This window comes from Dickeya sp. Secpp 1600 (genome assembly GCF_003049805.1).
Classification (GTDB): Bacteria; Pseudomonadota; Gammaproteobacteria; order Enterobacterales; family Enterobacteriaceae; genus Dickeya; species Dickeya fangzhongdai.
In genome coordinates this window covers 4,814,592-4,830,674 of the sequence record NZ_CP023484.1, presented here as the reverse complement: position 1 = coordinate 4,830,674, position 16,083 = coordinate 4,814,592, and the positions used below count along the sequence as shown (strand labels likewise).

Here is a 16,083-nt window from a genome sequence, read left to right as displayed (position 1 = left end):
CACTCGCAGTTAAATTAAGTAACAAATAAACATGTGCGGTAAAACCTAGACAGAGAAAATGACAGAATGATGAACGTGGTCGGTATGGGTGGAAAAAAGGCATAAAAAAACGGCCCCGAAGCGGAGCCGTTGCGTGATATCAGCGAGGCTAATCAGGCCTGGCTTTTGGCTTCGGCGGCAGCTTTGACGATGACCGCGAAGGCGTCGGCTTTCAGCGACGCGCCGCCAACCAGCGCGCCGTCGATGTCCGGCTGGGTGAAGAGTTCAGCGGCGTTGGCGGCATTGACCGACCCGCCGTACTGAATGATGACCTGCTCGGCTACCGCCGCATCCTGTTTGGCGATGTGGTTGCGGATGAATTTATGCACCGCCTGCGCCTGCGCCGGGGTGGCGGATTTGCCGGTGCCGATGGCCCAGACCGGCTCGTAGGCAATCACGGTGTTTTCGAACGCTTTCGCGCCCAGCGTGTTCAGCACGGCGTCCAGTTGACGCGCGCATACGGCTTCGGTCTGGCCAGCTTCGTTTTCGGCTTCGGTTTCACCGATGCACAGTACCGGAATCAAGCCGGTTTCTTTCAGCACGGCGAATTTTTTAGCGATGAACTCGTCGCTTTCGTGATGATAGGTACGGCGTTCAGAGTGGCCGATGATGATGTATTGGGCGCCGATGTCTTTCAGCATGGCGGCGGAGGTTTCACCGGTGAAGGCGCCGGCAAGGTTGACGTCCACGTTCTGGGCGCCCAGTGCGATACGGCTGCCTGCCAGCAGGTGTTTAGCCTGATCCAGATAAATAGCCGGCGGCGCGATGGCTACGCCGCAACCCGTTACGGCGCTCAGTTCATTGCGCAGGCCGGCGATCAGTTCGTGAACCATGCTGGTGCTGCCGTTCAGCTTCCAGTTGCCCATGACTAAGGGGTGTCGCATCTTGTTTCCTCCAGGCGAATTGCCAGTTAATCAATACATGGCTGCGTCAGGCAGCCAATCTGACGATGATACAAAACTGACGATAGTATAGAGTCGAAATGGCACGGTGGCTCTGTTTTTCGTGCCTAATTCTCGATGTGATCACGAATCAGATAGCGCCAGCTTAATCGGTTCAACAGCGAAAGTTAGCCCTTTTTCGCCATGATCCGCCACGACGTAGCGCAATGCTCCTTCCGTTTGCTGGTAAAAGCGCTGCCCTTTGCCTTTTTCCAGCAACGTTTCGATCTTTTTCAGGCTTTGCTCGGTGGTCAACGACGGCATAAAGGTGCGCACCAGCGCCGCCATGTAGCCGATAGCCTGTTTGCGTCGACCACTCTGGTCGGTATCTTTCGGTTTGGGCAGCCAGGTAATCTGCATGGTTTTGATCTTGCCGGTGCCTTTTTCCAGCGCGGTGGAAGAATACAGACGATCGTTGATGCGGCTGGCGGCGCGCGTCAGATTGGGCGAGTCATCGCCGGTATCGACCACCCGGTATTCGCTAATCGGCAACGACGGGTTGCTCAGGTTATAACGGGTGCGAAACTGTACGATGGTCATGTCGAACGTGGGAGAGCCTGACAGCAGATAAGGCGCGGCGGTCGGGGGTTTTTGCTGGAACAGACCGTCACTCCTGGCAAACGGGGTGCAGAGTAGGCCAGCAGACAGGCAACAAACAATCAACAGGGCATTTTTCATCATCAATTTATCAGTATCGTCACGTACCGTTGGCATGCTGTGTGATTAAAACGGGATTCGGACTCAATTGTCAAAACGTGCGATAAAAAACCCGGCCTGACTTAAGGTAAACTCACGCCCGTAGAACCGCATTCGGGGATGGAAAGTGATGACGATACAACAATGGTGTTTTTCGTTTCGCGGCCGTGTTGGCCGCCGGGATTTTTGGTTAGGGATGGTGATTGTGCTGGCGTTGATGGTGGGGTTGTTCATGCTGGCCGGTACCGGTTGGCTGGAAACCCAGAAAGCGGCGTTCGTGCTGGTGGTGTTGATGTGGCCGCTGGCGGCGATACTGGTCAAACGGCTGCATGACCGCAACAAAAGCGGCTGGTGGGCGTTATTGCTGGTGGTGGCCTGGATGCTGGGCAACGGCAACTGGTCGATGCTGCCGCCGCTCGGTCAGTGGGGGGTGGGGAGTTTTCTGCCTGTGTTGATTGCCGTGATGATGCTGCTGGATTGCGGCGCGTTTGTCGGTACGGCTGGCGCAAATCGTTTCGGACCGGCGGCGGAGCCGTTGCGGCTCCGCGCTTCCTGAATCTCGCTCGTCGTTACCAGTAGTGCTCGCTGGTCATATGGCCGGGACGGCGGCGCAGGTGTTTGCTCATCTGCCGCGTGTCTTTGAGCAACTGCTGGGTATCCCGCACCATCTGCGGGTTGCCGCACAGCATCACGTGGCTGGTCGCCGCGTCCATCGGCAGGCCGACCGCCGCCTCCAGCGCGCCGCTTTCAATCAGCGCCGGCACGCGGCCGGTGAGCGTGCCGGGCTGTTCCTCGCGGCTGACCACGGTCTGGATGCGCAGCTTGCCGTCATAGCGCTGTTCCAGCTGTTGCATCAGCGGCAGGTAGCTGAGATCGCGCGCGAAACGGGCGGCGTGCACCAGCACGATATGTTTGAACCGTTCCAGATCGCGCCCTTCCTGCAGAATCGACAGATACGGGCCGATGGCGGTGCCGGTCGCCAGCATCCACAGCGTGTCGCAGTCCGGAATCTCGTCGAGCACGAAGAAGCCGGCGGCCTCCTGCGTCACCAGCACCTCGTCGCCCGGCTGGCAACGGTGCAGATGCGGGCTGAGCTTGCCGTCCGGCACGTTGACCAGGTAAAACTCCAGCAGATTGTCGCTGGGAGCGTTGACGTAGGAATAGGCGCGCTGCACTCGCTCGCCGTCCAGTTCCAGCGCCAGCTTGGCGAACTGCCCGGCGGTAAACGGCGCCACCGGCGCTTCCAGCCGCAGACTGAATAAGTTTTCCGTCCAGTGTTCAACCTGAATAACCTTGCCGGTCACCCACTCTGCCATGGTTCTATGCTCCTGTTTTGATCTCTCGGGTGTCACAGGGCTGCGCGCAGCCAGACCTTACGATACGCGATCTGTTAACAACAGTGAAACAATTCGTGCCTTGTCGCGGCTACAGCAAAAAGGCGTGCAGCGCCTGATCTTTGCGGTCCAGATAATGGGTCGAACTGATGCGGCGGATGGTGCGCGACTTGCCGCGGATCAGCAGGGTTTCGGTGGTGGCGATGTTGCCGCGGCGGGAAATGCCGTCGAGCAGATCGCCCTTGGTGATGCCGGTGGCGGAAAATATCACGTTGTCGTTGCGCGCCATGTCGCCCAGCATCAGTACCTTGCCGGCTTCGATGCCCATTTCACGGCAGCGCGCCAGTTCCTGCTCGCCCAGCCGACGGTTTTCCGCATTGTCTTCCTTCACCTGGTGACGGGCCAGCAGACGCCCCTGCATGTCGCCGTCCAGCGCGCGGATCACCGCCGCCGAGATCACGCCTTCCGGCGCGCCGCCGATGCCATAAAGCACATCGACCTCGCTTTCCGGCATGCAGGTCAGAATCGAGGCGGCCACGTCGCCATCAGGAATGGCGAACACTTTTACGCCCAGCCGCTGCATGTCGGCGATCACCCGATCGTGGCGCGGTTTGGCCAGCGTGATCACGGTGAGTTCGCCGAGCGGTTTGCCCAACCGTTCTGCAACCCGTTTCAGGTTGTCTTCCAGCGGACGGTCAAGGTCGATAGCGCCTTTGGCCTGCGGGCCGACAATCAGTTTTTCCATGTACATGTCGGGCGCGTGCAGGAATGCCCCCTGTTCACCCACCGCCAGCACCGCCAGCGCGTTAGCCTGCCCCATCGCCGTCATGCGGGTGCCTTCGATCGGATCGACGGCGATGTCTACCGCGTCGCCGTGCCCGGTGCCCACCTGCTCGCCGATGTAGAGCATCGGCGCTTCATCGATTTCGCCTTCGCCGATGACGATTCGACCGTTGATGTCGACCTGATTGAGCATGATACGCATCGCCTGCACCGCAGCGTTGTCGGCGGCGTTCTTATCGCCACGGCCCAACCATTTGTAACCGGCCAGCGCGGCTGCTTCGGTAACGCGTGAGAATTCGATGGCTAATTCACGTTTCATGGGTACCTGTCTTGAACGGGGAATAAAGGAATTGTCGGGGCATTATGGTAGCACAGGCGTGATGACGGACGAGGGGCGAGGTGGAAGGAAAAAGGGCGCGATAGCCGCGCCCGATCAAGGATAGCGATGATTTTACTCGTCGTGTTCTTCCCACGCGCGGGCGCGTTCCACCGCTTTTTGCCAGCCGCGGTAACGGAAGTTGCGTTCCACGGTTTCGATGCTGGGACGGAACTCCCGCTCGATGGCGGTCTTGCTCTTCACTTCGTCCAGATCATTCCAGAAACCCGTCGCCAGACCGGCGAGGAATGCCGCCCCCAGCGCGGTGGATTCACGCACCTGCGGACGCTCGACGCGGGTGCCCAGAATGTCGGACTGGAACTGCATCAGGAAGTTGTTGGCGACCGCGCCGCCGTCCACCCGCAGCGATTGCAGGCGAGTATCGGCGTCGGCCTGCATCGCGTCCAGCACGTCGCGGGTCTGGTAGGCGATGGATTCCAGCGTGGCGCGGATGATGTGATTGGCGTTAACGCCGCGGGTCAGGCCGAAAATTGCGCCGCGGGCGTACGGGTCCCAGTAGGGCGCGCCCAGCCCGGTGAACGCCGGCACCACATAGACGCCATTGCTGTCTTTCACCTTGGTGGCGAAGTATTCGGAGTCCATCGCATCGCCAATCAGTTTCAGTTCGTCGCGCAGCCACTGGATCGACGCGCCGCCGATAAATACCGCGCCTTCCAGCGCATAGTTCACTTCGCCGCGCGGGCCGCAGGCGATGGTGGTCAGCAGGCCGTGTTTGGAACGTACCGCTTCGGTGCCGGTGTTCATCAGCAGGAAGCAGCCGGTGCCGTAGGTGTTTTTCGCCATGCCGGGATGTACGCACAGTTGGCCGTAAAGCGCCGCCTGCTGGTCGCCGGCGATACCGGCGATGGGAATGCGGGTGCCGCCTTTGCCGCCGATGTTGGTCTGGCCGTAAACCTCGGAGGACGGGCGCACCTGCGGCAGCATCGCGCGCGGGATATCCAGCACTTCCAGCATGCGTTCGTCCCAGTCCAGCGTATGGATGTTGAACAACATGGTGCGAGAGGCGTTGGTGTAATCAGTGACGTGGACGCGACCCTGAGTCATTTTCCAGATAAGCCAGGTGTCGATGGTGCCGAACAGCAGCTCGCCGCGGCGGGCGCGTTCACGTGAGCCTTCCACATGGTCGAGGATCCATTTGACCTTGGTGCCGGAAAAATACGGGTCGACCACCAGGCCGGTGTTGGCGCGGATGTACTCTTCCAGGCCGTCTTTTTTCAGTTTTTCGCAGATGTCGGCGGAGCGGCGGCATTGCCAGACGATGGCGTTGTAGATGGGTTTGCCGGTTTCTTTTTCCCATACCACGGCGGTTTCACGCTGGTTGGTGATACCGATGCCGGCGATTTCGTCGCTGCTGATGCCGGCTTTCGCCAGCGCTTCCACCAGCGTGGAGCTTTGCGAGGCCCAGATTTCCATCGGGTCGTGTTCTACCCAGCCCGCTTTGGGGTAGATCTGGGTAAATTCCCGCTGGGATACGCTGACGATGTTGGCGTCATGGTCCAGTACGACAGCCCGTGAGCTGGTGGTTCCCTGGTCGAGCGCGACGATGTATTTTTTTTCCTGGTTCATAAACGTAATCCTGTGAGCGGAGTAGGGTTAGACCTTACGGGTTTGAGCTGATGCTGCCGTGTCGTTGTCTGTCGCGCAGACATCGCAGGGCAGGTTGCGGCCAATCAGGGTGCGATAGCTGAACGCGCCCAGACAGGCGCCGACAATCGGGCCGAAAATCGGTATCAGCATATAAGGAATATCGCGCCCGCCGGTCAGTGCGATCTTGCCCCAGCCAGCGAAATAGGCAAACAGCTTCGGACCCGCGTCACGCGCCGGGTTCATGGCAAATCCGGTCAACGGCCCCATCGATGCGCCGATCACCGCGATCAGAATACCGATCAGCAACGGCGCCAGCGGCCCGCGCGGGATGCCGTTGCCGTCGTCGGTCAGCGCCAGAATCAGGCACATCAGAATGGCGGTGATGACCATTTCCACCAGGAAGGCCTGCAAGACCGAAATATGCGGGTTGGGGTAGGTGGAGAAGATCCCGGCCAGATCGAGGCTTTCCACACTGCCGCGCACCATATTGTGCGTCTGCTCGATATTGTCGAACAGGTTGTGATAGAGGCCGTAGACCAATGCGGCCGAGCAGAATGCGCCGGCCACCTGCGCGAGGATATACGGCATCACTTTGCGGCCGTCGAAGCAGGCGAACAGCCATAATGCAATGGTTACCGCCGGATTGAGGTGCGCGCCGGAAATCGCGGCGGTCAGGTAGATCGCCATGGCGACGCCCAACCCCCAGATAATGCTGATTTCCCATTGCCCGAAGCTGGCGCCCGCCAGTTTCAAAGCCGCCACACAGCCAACGCCAAAGAAAATCAACAGGCCGGTGCCGAGAAACTCGGCGATGCACTGGCCTTTAAGGGTAGAAAGTTCAGATTGACTCATAATGCTTGTTCCTGCTTGTAGGCTACAGCATGGATGGTTGACGCAGGCCGATGGAATAACCTGCGCGTTTCTGGTCTGTCCCGTCGGTCCTGGAAGGATTCACGGCCAGACTCTTTTTGTATTTCGGATGTGAATTTATCGTTAATGCTCGAAAACGAGAAATATCGAAATCAAAATGTGTGTGATGCGTCAAGAAAATGCGCGCATTCGCGTAATTAGCGACAAAGCACTCATCTGCCCGCCGGGCGGGTGTTAACAGGGGTGTTAAATGCATTAACATTAAAGCTGTTTAATAATGATCAGGGTGATTTTCAGTCTGTGCTGATAGCGTATGAGCGAAAAAGCAGGCAGAGTCGTTGTTTTACCGGCGGTGCGCTGGACACGCCTGATCCGGCTACATACAATTTGGCTGGCGTTTACGTCGGGCGCGCCAGCGCCGGGGTGTGAAGACGTGAGGCATCTGTTGATGAAATGCCGTCCGTGACGCACCCGTTCGTGGTACATCTGCGTTAACCGGCTTATGCCGTGCGATCAAAAGGGGTTAGAAGTTATGTCATTTGAAGTGTTTGAGAAGCTGGAAGCGAAAGTTCAGCAGGCGATTGACACGATCACGCTGTTGCAGATGGAAATCGAAGAGCTGAAAGAGAAGAACAATACGTTGTCGCAGGAAGTGGAGAGTATGGCGGGCAACCGTGATGCGTTGATGCGCGAGAACGAGCAGTTAAAGCAGGAACAGCTGGTATGGCAAGAGCGCCTGCGTGCGCTGTTGGGTAAAATGGAAGACGTTCAGTAATCGCCGAAGTCAGACAGACGGGATGCGCACAGGGCGTCTGTTGACGCCCTTGGGTGTTCGCCTGTTATTCCAGATCGAGCGGGTCTTCAGACAGAATGATGCCGGTATTGTCGGCATACAGATGGTCACCGGAGAAGAAGGTCACGCCGCCGAAATTCACCCGGATATCGGTTTCGCCGATGCCTTCGCTGGCCGCCCCCGCCGGGGTCGCCGCCATCGCCTGAATGCCGATGTCCAGCTCCGACAGGTCATCGACCTGACGCACCGCACCGTACACCACGATGCCTTCCCACTCGTTCTGCGTAGCCAGCCGCGCCAGTTCAGCGTCAACCAGCGCCCGGCGAACGGAGCCGCCGCCGTCGACCAACAGCACGCGTCCGCTGCCGTTTTCTTCCAGCACGTCGAACAGCAGGCCATTATCCTCAAAGCATTTCACCGTGATGATTTTGCCGCCGAATGAACTACGCCCGCCAAAGTTGGAGAAAAGAGGCTCAACTACATTGACCTCTTCATGATAGATATCACACAGTTCGGAAGTATCGTATTTCATAGGAGTAACGTCTGTTGCCGCTGGAAGTGTGAGACTGAGTATATCCCTTTCTGTTTGTTGTTGGCAAAATCATCAACTGCGGCTTTGACCCGCATCAGTAATCGGTAGTGATTTTGCCAACCGGGACAAGCCGTTACTTTGCCTCAGCGGGCATGCGCCTAGCTCAGCAGCACGCCCACCGCGAACAGCAGATTGGTAAGCAACGCGCCCTTGACGGTTTTTTCCAGCATCGGACGCATGCTGAACGCGGTGGTTTCCCGCATCACGTAGCGCCCCTGCTTCACCAGCAGCGGCAGCGCCAGAATAAACAGCCAGCCTGCCAGCGTATGCAGATAAAGCATGGCGAACAGCGCCAGACAGACCGGCGCCGTCATCAGCAGCACCATGTGGTAGCGCCGGGCCTTGTGAGCGCCGAGCCTTACCGCCAGCGTGTTCTTGCCGTTCTCCCGATCGCTGTCGATATCGCGCAGATTGTTGATGTTGAGCACCGCGACGGCCAGCAAACCACAGGCAGTGGCGGGCAGAATGACGCTGCTGTCGAAGTAGCCGGTTTGCAGGTAGTACGACCCGGCCACGCTCAGCCAGCCGAAAAAGATCAGCACCGAGATGTCGCCAAGCCCAATATAACCATACGGTTTATTGCCGACGGTATAGGTAATGGCGGCCAGAATCGCCAGCAGGCCGAGCGCCAGAAACACCACGATGTCCACCGGCTTTTCGCAGGCCAGCGCGACCAGCGCGCTGCCAGAAATCGCCGTCAGCGTCACGGTAATGAGCAGAGCCTTGCGTAGCTCCTGCAGGCTGATGGCGCCGGTCTGGATGCCGCGTAGCGGGCCGATGCGGTCTTCCTTGTCGCTGCCTTTCACGGCGTCGCCATAGTCGTTAGCCAGATTGGAGAGGATTTGCAACAAGCCGGCGGTAATCAGCGTCAGCAGCGCCACGCCGGGCTTGAAGTTGCTGTGCCAGCAGGCGATGACGGTGCCGGTAACGATGGAGGCAAAAGCCAGCGGCAGCGTCTTGGGACGCAGGCTGTCCAGCCAGGCTTGGGTTTTGCTGCTATGTGTCAATTGGGTCATGGTGTTAATGGGCCATGGTATCAGCCAGATTGTGGCGCGTTCAGTTCTGGAAAATAAAGCCTGGTGACGGTGATAAAAACAGCAGTGGGAGGCATTGGCCTCCCACTGGTCAGTCATCAGTGCGATCCGTGAACACGGATTATAAGATAAATCGGCTCAGATCTTCATCTGCTACCAACTCATCAAGGTGACTGCGTACATAATCTGCATCGATCGTCACGGTTTGGCCGTTCATTTCGCTGGCGCCGTAGGATACTTCTTCGATCAGTCGTTCCAGCACCGTGTGCAGACGGCGGGCGCCGATGTTCTCCGTGCGCTCGTTAACCTGCCAGGCCGCTTCCGCGATACGACGGATGCCGTCCGGCTGGAACGTGATGTTGACGCCTTCGGTTTCCATCAATGCCTGATACTGACGGGTCAGCGACGCGCTGGGTTCGGTCAGAATACGTTCGAAGTCTTCGGTGGTCAGCGCCTGCAATTCCACGCGAATCGGCAGACGACCCTGCAGCTCGGGGATCAGGTCCGACGGGCTGGCGACCTGGAACGCGCCGGAGGCGATGAACAGGATATGGTCGGTTTTCACCATGCCGTGCTTGGTGGACACGGTACAGCCTTCCACCAGCGGCAGCAGGTCGCGCTGCACCCCTTCGCGGGACACGTCCGGGCCGGAGGTGTCGCCCCGTTTGCAGATCTTGTCGATCTCATCGATGAACACGATGCCGTGCTGCTCTACCGCTTCGATCGCCTGTTGCTTAAGCTCTTCCGGGTTGACCAGCTTGGCGGCTTCTTCTTCCACCAGTAGCTTGAAGGCTTCGCGAATCTTGATCTTGCGGTTTTTCTGTTTCTGACCCGCCAGGTTCTGGAACATTGACTGCAACTGATTGGTCATCTCTTCCATGCCCGGAGGGGCCATGATTTCGACGCCGACGGGAGCCGCCGCCAGCTCGATTTCGATCTCTTTATCGTCAAGCGACCCTTCGCGTAGTTTCTTGCGAAACGCCTGACGGGCGGCAGACGGCTCGTGATTCTCTTCCGTCTGGCCCCAGTTGTTCTTGGCCGGCGGAATTAGCACGTCCAGAATGCGCTCCTCGGCCAGCTCTTCGGCGCGGTAGCGATTTTTCTCCATCGACTGCTGGCGCACCATCTTGATGGCGACATCGGTCAGGTCGCGGATAATCGAGTCTACTTCCTTGCCGACGTAGCCCACTTCGGTGAATTTGGTCGCTTCCACCTTGATGAACGGGGCGTTGGCCAGCTTGGCGAGACGACGGGCGATTTCGGTTTTCCCCACCCCGGTCGGGCCGATCATCAGAATGTTTTTCGGGGTGACTTCATGGCGCAGGCTCTCTTCCAGCTGCATGCGGCGCCAGCGGTTACGCAAGGCAATCGCCACGGCGCGCTTCGCTTTGTGCTGGCCGATGATGTAGCTATCAAGCTCGCTGACTATTTCGCGCGGGGTCATTTCAGACATAGTAGATCCTTACGCCTTGGAGGCTAATTCTTCAATCGTGTGGAACTGGTTGGTGTAGATGCAGATGTCACCCGCAATACCCAGTGATTTTTCGACAATCTCCCGGGCGCTTAATTCGGTATTTTCCAGCAGGGCGCGCGCGGCAGCCTGCGCGTAGGGGCCGCCGGAGCCGATAGCGATCAGATCGTTTTCCGGCTGAATCACGTCGCCGTTGCCGGTGATGATCAGCGACGCGTTTTCGTCGGCGACCGCCAGCAGCGCTTCCAGCCGACGCAGCATGCGGTCGGTGCGCCAATCTTTAGCCAGTTCCACGGCGGCCTTCACCAGATGCCCTTGATGCAGCTCCAGCTTGCGTTCGAACAGTTCAAACAGGGTAAACGCATCGGCGGTGCCGCCAGCGAATCCGGCGATAACCCGGTCGTTGTACAGACGGCGTACTTTACGCACGTTGCCTTTCATTACGGTGTTGCCCAGGGTGGCCTGTCCGTCTCCGCCAATCACGACCTGACCGTTGCGGCGTACGCTTACAATTGTTGTCACGAGTTTATCCCCGTTACTGAGAAAAAGGCCCCCGCGCGGACGCGGGGCATATTGACGATAAACATGGGGGAGGGGCGGGGGGTTTTCAACCCCCGCTGGCTAACGGGATGCAGTTGGATTGCCCCATGCCTTTGAGTTTTTGTGCCATTTTGTCGGCCACGGTACGGCTGTTGTACGGCCCGAGCATAATCCGATGCCAGCCGCCGCTGCTGGCGATACGGCTTTCGACGCCGGCAAACGCCAGTTCCGCTCTTACCGATTCGGCAGGCTCCGCCGTCTTGAACGAACCGCATTGCACCATCCAGCGTTGTTCTTTCTCTGGCTTGGTGTTCTCTGCTGTCTTGCTGTCGGCTTTGGCGGTTTCTTTGGCTGCCGTTTCCGTTTTGACGGCCTCTTTACGGGGCTCTGTCTGCACCGGTTTCTGCGCCGTCTGTGCCGGTGGCGTCGTCGCCTGGGTCGTATGATGCTGGCTGGCCGCCGGAACGGCAGTCGTGGTACGCGGCGGCGTCGGCGGCGTCATGGTGCTGGTATTGGGCACGATCGGCACGACCGTCTGCGGCCTGGGCGCTACCGAGCGGGCCGGCATCTGGCTTTGATCGTTGTAGGGCACTTCCGTCAGCGTGGTCGGCTGGCGTTTCATGTCCGACTGCATCTGCTCCAGCAGTTGCCGCTGTTCATCGGTAAGTTGGCCCGTCGACTGGATTTCTCCGCCCGCCGAGGGTTCGGTCGGCGAAGCAACGCCAATCTGCCGGTTTTCCAGTTCCTTGATATAACGCCAGCGCTCTTCCGGTTTAGGCGGCAACCCGTTGCCTTTGGTCCCCTGATGCGGCAGGACCGGCGATTCGTCCGGCTTATTGTGGGCGATAAAATAGAGTCCGCCGGCAAACGTGACCAGCACGGCAACGGCCAGCGCTATCATCGTCTTGGATGCGCCCGAGGACCCGCCTCGTTTCCGGCTGGATGTTTTTTTCCGGCGCGTTCCAGAACGCCCCCGGCTGACATAGTCTCGTTGTGCCACAATCGTTTCGTTGCGAAAAAAATAAGTAACAGGTCGCCATGTTACTGAACCCTAAAATGTTTGACCAGCACCGGAATTCTTAAAGCCTGTAACACGCAGAGACGGCGCGGCGGTGCTGTCGCGGATAATCAGCTGGCTGGATATCAGCCGCGACCCCCGCTGGACCTTGTGTTGCTGCAATTGAGCCAGCAGCAATAGCATGGCTTCGCGACCGATATCGTAGCGCGGCTGGGAAACGGTGGTCAGCGCCGGAAAGCAGTGGCTGGCCTGCGCGATGTCATCGAACCCGACCAGCGACAGGTCACGCGGCACGTCCAGCCCCATTTTGCGCGCCTGCGTCAGCGCTCCCAGCGCCATGACGTCGCAGTGGCAGAAAATCGCGGTGGGCGGCGTGGGGTGCGACATCAACCGTATCAGGCCGCGGGAACCGGTGTCATAGCTGAAGTCGCCGCGCACGATGTACTGGTTGTCGATCACCAGCCCGCAGCGGCGTAACGCCTGAATATAGCCCTGTAGCCGGTATTCGCTGATCGGAATCTGTTCCGGACCGGCGATACAGGCGATGCGCCGGTGCCCCAGCTGATTGAGATAACTGACGGCCTCGAACGCCGCGGTCAGGTTATCGATGTGTACGGTGGGCATATCCAGCTCAGGGGCGAACTCATTTGCCATCACCATCGGCGGCAGATGACGGCGTTCGTCCTTGCCGGCATCAAACGGCAGCTGCGAGCCCAGCAGCAGAATGCCGTCGATCTGCCGGGTAGTGATCAGGTCCAGAAAGGTCTTTTCCGTTTTGCGCTGGTGGGCGCAATCGCCAATCAGTACCAGATAGCCGCGTTCCGCCGCCGTTTCCTCAATACCGCGCAGCATTTCGGTGAAAAAGGGATCGCAGATATCGGGAACGAGCGCCAGAATCGTTCTTGACTCATGCCGTTTCATATTACGGGCAAGATTTTGTGCAGAGTATCCCACCGCCAGCGCGGCCTGCTCCACCTTTTGGCGGGTGGTGGCCGACACCTTCTCAGGATTGGTCAAGGCGCGGGACACCGTTGCGGTGGATACGCCGGCCTGGTCGGCAACGTCTTTCATCGTTGCGGGCGGGATGAATTTTTTCTGCTCCAACGCATTTCCTCCTTGCGTCAGCGTTTACTGGCGCCGTAGTCAAGGGACCGCTATCAAAGGCCGGCCACCGTTTTTCAGGATGTCTGATTTTGCCATGCGCCGTCATGAAACGCGGCATGACCAGGCGGTGCTGTCGTGAAGTATCGTATGGTTCAGGGTTCCCGACCGGACATGCTCCGTGCGGGCGGTGACGGTATCGGGAGCCCTATGCACAGGTATAGCACTGGGTGGCGGGTTGTCACCCCGGCGCCTGGCGTCCGGTGTTGTGCCAACCGCCTGATCAGCATACTGCTTCCGCCATCACTCTTAACAGATTGCATTCAATATTTATCGAATAATTTACGCAGGCGCAGCCTGAATTATCTGTTTCTCGGGGCTGTTCGCAAAAAATGCCGCTGCTGCTGGCATCAGATATTCCGGCGGCTCAGAATCGGCTCAATTGTCCGTCGGGTCGACATCCATCACCCATTTCACTTTGCGCGTTTGCGGCAGGGTATCGATCAACGGCATGGAATTGCGGATCAGTCGTTGCAGCGTGGCGCGCGACGGATGCTGCAGCAGCAATTGCCAGCGAAAACGCCCGGCACGCTTGGGTTGCAGCGCCGGCACCGGTCCCATCAGCCACAGCGAGTCGTCGCGCAGCGGACTGGCTTCCAGCAGATTGCGTAACTGTTGCAGGAACAGGCTGGCCTGCTGATTGTCGTGGTCATCGGCCCGGAACAGCACATGGCTGGTAAACGGCGGTAGGAACACGCTCTGGCGTTCTTTCAGCGTCTGGCTGGCGAAAGCGTCGTAGCCCTGATGCAGCAGCGTCTGCAACAGCGGATGCTCTGGGTGATGGGTTTGCAGCACCACTTCGCCCGCCTTGCCGGCGCGACCGGCGCGACCGGACACCTGGGTGTAGAGCTGGGCGAAGCGTTCGGTGGCGCGGAAGTCGGCGGAAAACAGCGAGCTGTCGACATCCAGCAACGCCACGAGCGTGACGTCGGGAAAGTGGTGGCCTTTGGCGAGCATCTGGGTGCCGATCAGAATGCGGGCGCCGCCCTGGCGAACCTGCGCCAGTTGCTGCTCCAGCGCCCCTTTGCGGCTGGTGGTATCGCGATCGATACGGGTGATCGGAGCCTCGGGAAACAGCGTCGGCAACGCTTGTTCCAGCTGTTCGGTGCCCAGACCGACCGGCACCAGATGGGTAGAGCCGCACTGCGGGCATTGCTGCGGTATCGGACGCTGGCTGTCGCAGTGGTGGCAACGCATCATCCGTTGATGCTGGTGCAGGGTGTAGTAGCTGTCGCAGCGCTGGCATTCGGCGATCCAGCCGCATTCATGGCACAGCACCACCGGCGCGAAACCCCGGCGGTTGAGAAACAGGATGACCTGATTGTCCGCGGCCAGGTGATGACGAATACGGTTGATTAACGGTTGCGACAAACCGGTGGTCAGCGGCAGCCCTTTCAGGTCCAGCAAATGTTGCTGCGCCAGTCGGGCATTGCCGGCGCGCTTGCTAAGACGCAACTGGCGGTATTTGCCAATCTGCACGTTATAAAGCGTTTCCAGCGCCGGCGTGGCCGACCCCATGACGATGGGAATGTCTTCCTGCCGGGCACGGAACACCGCCAGATCGCGGGCGTGATAACGCCAGCCTTCCTGCTGCTTGTAGGAGCCGTCGTGTTCTTCGTCGATGACGATCAGCCCCAGTCGGGCAAAAGGGGTAAACAGCGCGGAACGGGTGCCGATGACGATGGCCGCTTCGCCTTGTCTGGCGCGCAGCCACACCGACAGCCGCTCGCCGTCGTTCAGCCCTGAATGCAGCGCTTCCACCGGCGCGTTGAACCGATCGCGGAAGCGGGCGATGGTTTGCGGCGTCAGGCCGATTTCCGGCACCAGCACCAGCGCCTGCTTGCCTTGCGCCAGAATATTTTCCAGCACGCTGAGGTAGACCTCGGTTTTGCCGGAGCCGGTAATGCCCGCCAGCAGCCAGGCGGCAAAATGATCGTCTTCGCTGCGTATGGCGCCGACGGCGGTAGCCTGTTCGGTATTAAGACGCAGGCGCTCGCCCGTCAGGCTGAAATCGTTGCGCCAGTCCCGCACCTGCTGCGGCAGCGCGCGCAGTTCGCTCAGCCCTTTTTCACGCAGCGCCTGCAGCGCGGCTTCCGTCAGCTCGGTTTCCGCCATCTGATGGCGGTACAGCGGCCCTTGTAGCAGCGCCGCCAGCGCCTGCTGTTGCTTGGGCGCCCGTTTCAGCGCGTTCAGCGGCGTGGCGCGCCCCTGCTCGGTAGCGAACCATTGCCAGAGCGGCGCGCTATGGGCCGGTTTCCCCTGGCGGAGCAATATTGGCAGGGCATGGAACAGCACCTCGCCAAGCGGATAGTGGTAATACTCCGCCGCCCACAGCAGGATGCGCCACAGACTGTCCGGAAACAGCGGGGCGGCGTCGAGCACGTCGAACAGTGGTTTAAGCTGTTCCAGCGGCAGTTCGCTGCCGGCGCTCAGGGCAGTGACGATACCGATCATCTTACGGTTGCCGAAGGGAACGCTGACGCGCACGCCCGGCACCGGCGGCGTCATGCCTTGCGGCAGCCGGTAATCAAACGTGCGCGTCAGCGGTACCGGCAAGGCAACCTGAACAACGGGCATGGTCTCTGCGTTCAAATGCGTCATGAAAGTCTTACGTCATGCATGAGGGTTTGTCTGCCGTCACGGTACTGTGCGCGGATGCGTTGTGCAATCTTGCGCGCCATCTTGTTTATCAGAGGCGACGTGTTCGTGCGGATCCAATTGCATCAGGTGGTTAATTTCTGTATGATCCGCCGCCTTTATACCTTGTGGTGTAAAGAACATTTCACTCAACTTCGTGTGGTGTCTGGCGGAACAGGGCTGGATAGCG

The 16,083-nt window shown here is 59.3% G+C and carries 15 protein-coding genes; 2 read left to right on the top strand and 13 right to left on the bottom strand.

The genetic code is table 11. The features are described from left to right. Window positions 1-152 precede the first annotated feature (152 nt). A complete protein-coding gene (gene tpiA, locus CPA59_RS21580) occupies window positions 153-923 on the bottom strand; it encodes a triose-phosphate isomerase (protein WP_038909994.1) in 771 nt (256 codons plus the stop codon). Window positions 924-1,064: 141 nt separating this feature from the next. Next, complete coding sequence (locus CPA59_RS21575; protein ID WP_107760925.1) at window positions 1,065-1,658, bottom strand: YiiQ family protein; 594 nt, start codon at window positions 1,656-1,658, stop codon at window positions 1,065-1,067. Between the two features lie 148 nt (window positions 1,659-1,806). Between CPA59_RS21575 and CPA59_RS21570 the strand changes: the two genes are divergently transcribed. Then, window positions 1,807-2,232, top strand: a complete 426-nt coding sequence (locus CPA59_RS21570; protein ID WP_038664530.1) for a DUF805 domain-containing protein — start codon at window positions 1,807-1,809, stop codon at window positions 2,230-2,232. Window positions 2,233-2,245: 13 nt separating this feature from the next. On the opposite strand, the gene fpr is transcribed toward CPA59_RS21570, so the two are convergent. From fpr to CPA59_RS21550, 4 genes are all read right to left on the bottom strand, one after another. After that, window positions 2,246-2,992: a ferredoxin--NADP(+) reductase gene (gene fpr / locus CPA59_RS21565; protein ID WP_100850290.1), complete on the bottom strand. Its 747-nt coding sequence runs from the start codon at window positions 2,990-2,992 to the stop codon at window positions 2,246-2,248. Window positions 2,993-3,101: 109 nt separating this feature from the next. Then, a complete protein-coding gene (gene glpX / locus CPA59_RS21560) occupies window positions 3,102-4,112 on the bottom strand; it encodes a class II fructose-bisphosphatase (RefSeq protein ID WP_038664536.1) in 1,011 nt (336 codons plus the stop codon). A 132-nt stretch (window positions 4,113-4,244) separates the two neighbouring features. Then, a complete protein-coding gene (glpK, locus tag CPA59_RS21555) occupies window positions 4,245-5,756 on the bottom strand; it encodes a glycerol kinase GlpK (protein WP_038917484.1) in 1,512 nt (503 codons plus the stop codon). Window positions 5,757-5,783: 27 nt separating this feature from the next. Then, window positions 5,784-6,629 (bottom strand): MIP/aquaporin family protein, encoded by an 846-nt coding sequence (locus tag CPA59_RS21550; RefSeq protein ID WP_038664541.1) that lies wholly within the window; start codon window positions 6,627-6,629, stop codon window positions 5,784-5,786. A 550-nt stretch (window positions 6,630-7,179) separates the two neighbouring features. On the opposite strand from CPA59_RS21550, the gene zapB reads away from it, so the two are divergent. Next, window positions 7,180-7,422, top strand: a complete 243-nt coding sequence (gene zapB / locus CPA59_RS21545; protein WP_013315893.1) for a cell division protein ZapB — start codon at window positions 7,180-7,182, stop codon at window positions 7,420-7,422. Window positions 7,423-7,486: 64 nt separating this feature from the next. Here the strand turns inward: zapB and rraA are convergent, their stop codons facing one another. From rraA to priA, 7 genes are all read right to left on the bottom strand, one after another. Beyond that, window positions 7,487-7,972: a ribonuclease E activity regulator RraA gene (rraA, locus tag CPA59_RS21540; protein ID WP_012767894.1), complete on the bottom strand. Its 486-nt coding sequence runs from the start codon at window positions 7,970-7,972 to the stop codon at window positions 7,487-7,489. Window positions 7,973-8,130: 158 nt separating this feature from the next. Continuing rightward, window positions 8,131-9,048: a 1,4-dihydroxy-2-naphthoate polyprenyltransferase gene (locus CPA59_RS21535; RefSeq protein WP_038669173.1), complete on the bottom strand. Its 918-nt coding sequence runs from the start codon at window positions 9,046-9,048 to the stop codon at window positions 8,131-8,133. A gap of 139 nt (window positions 9,049-9,187) precedes the next feature. Then, window positions 9,188-10,519: an HslU--HslV peptidase ATPase subunit gene (gene hslU / locus CPA59_RS21530; RefSeq protein WP_038664546.1), complete on the bottom strand. Its 1,332-nt coding sequence runs from the start codon at window positions 10,517-10,519 to the stop codon at window positions 9,188-9,190. A gap of 9 nt (window positions 10,520-10,528) precedes the next feature. Beyond that, window positions 10,529-11,059: an ATP-dependent protease subunit HslV gene (gene hslV / locus CPA59_RS21525; protein WP_012767897.1), complete on the bottom strand. Its 531-nt coding sequence runs from the start codon at window positions 11,057-11,059 to the stop codon at window positions 10,529-10,531. Window positions 11,060-11,144: 85 nt separating this feature from the next. Further along, on the bottom strand, window positions 11,145-12,077 hold the full coding sequence (gene ftsN, locus CPA59_RS21520; protein ID WP_071605138.1) for a cell division protein FtsN: 933 nt from the start codon (window positions 12,075-12,077) through the stop codon (window positions 11,145-11,147). Window positions 12,078-12,128: 51 nt separating this feature from the next. After that, complete coding sequence (gene cytR / locus CPA59_RS21515; RefSeq protein WP_038917486.1) at window positions 12,129-13,199, bottom strand: DNA-binding transcriptional regulator CytR; 1,071 nt, start codon at window positions 13,197-13,199, stop codon at window positions 12,129-12,131. Between the two features lie 435 nt (window positions 13,200-13,634). Beyond that, window positions 13,635-15,833: a primosomal protein N' gene (priA, locus tag CPA59_RS21510; protein ID WP_107760923.1), complete on the bottom strand. Its 2,199-nt coding sequence runs from the start codon at window positions 15,831-15,833 to the stop codon at window positions 13,635-13,637. Window positions 15,834-16,083: the final 250 nt, after the last annotated feature.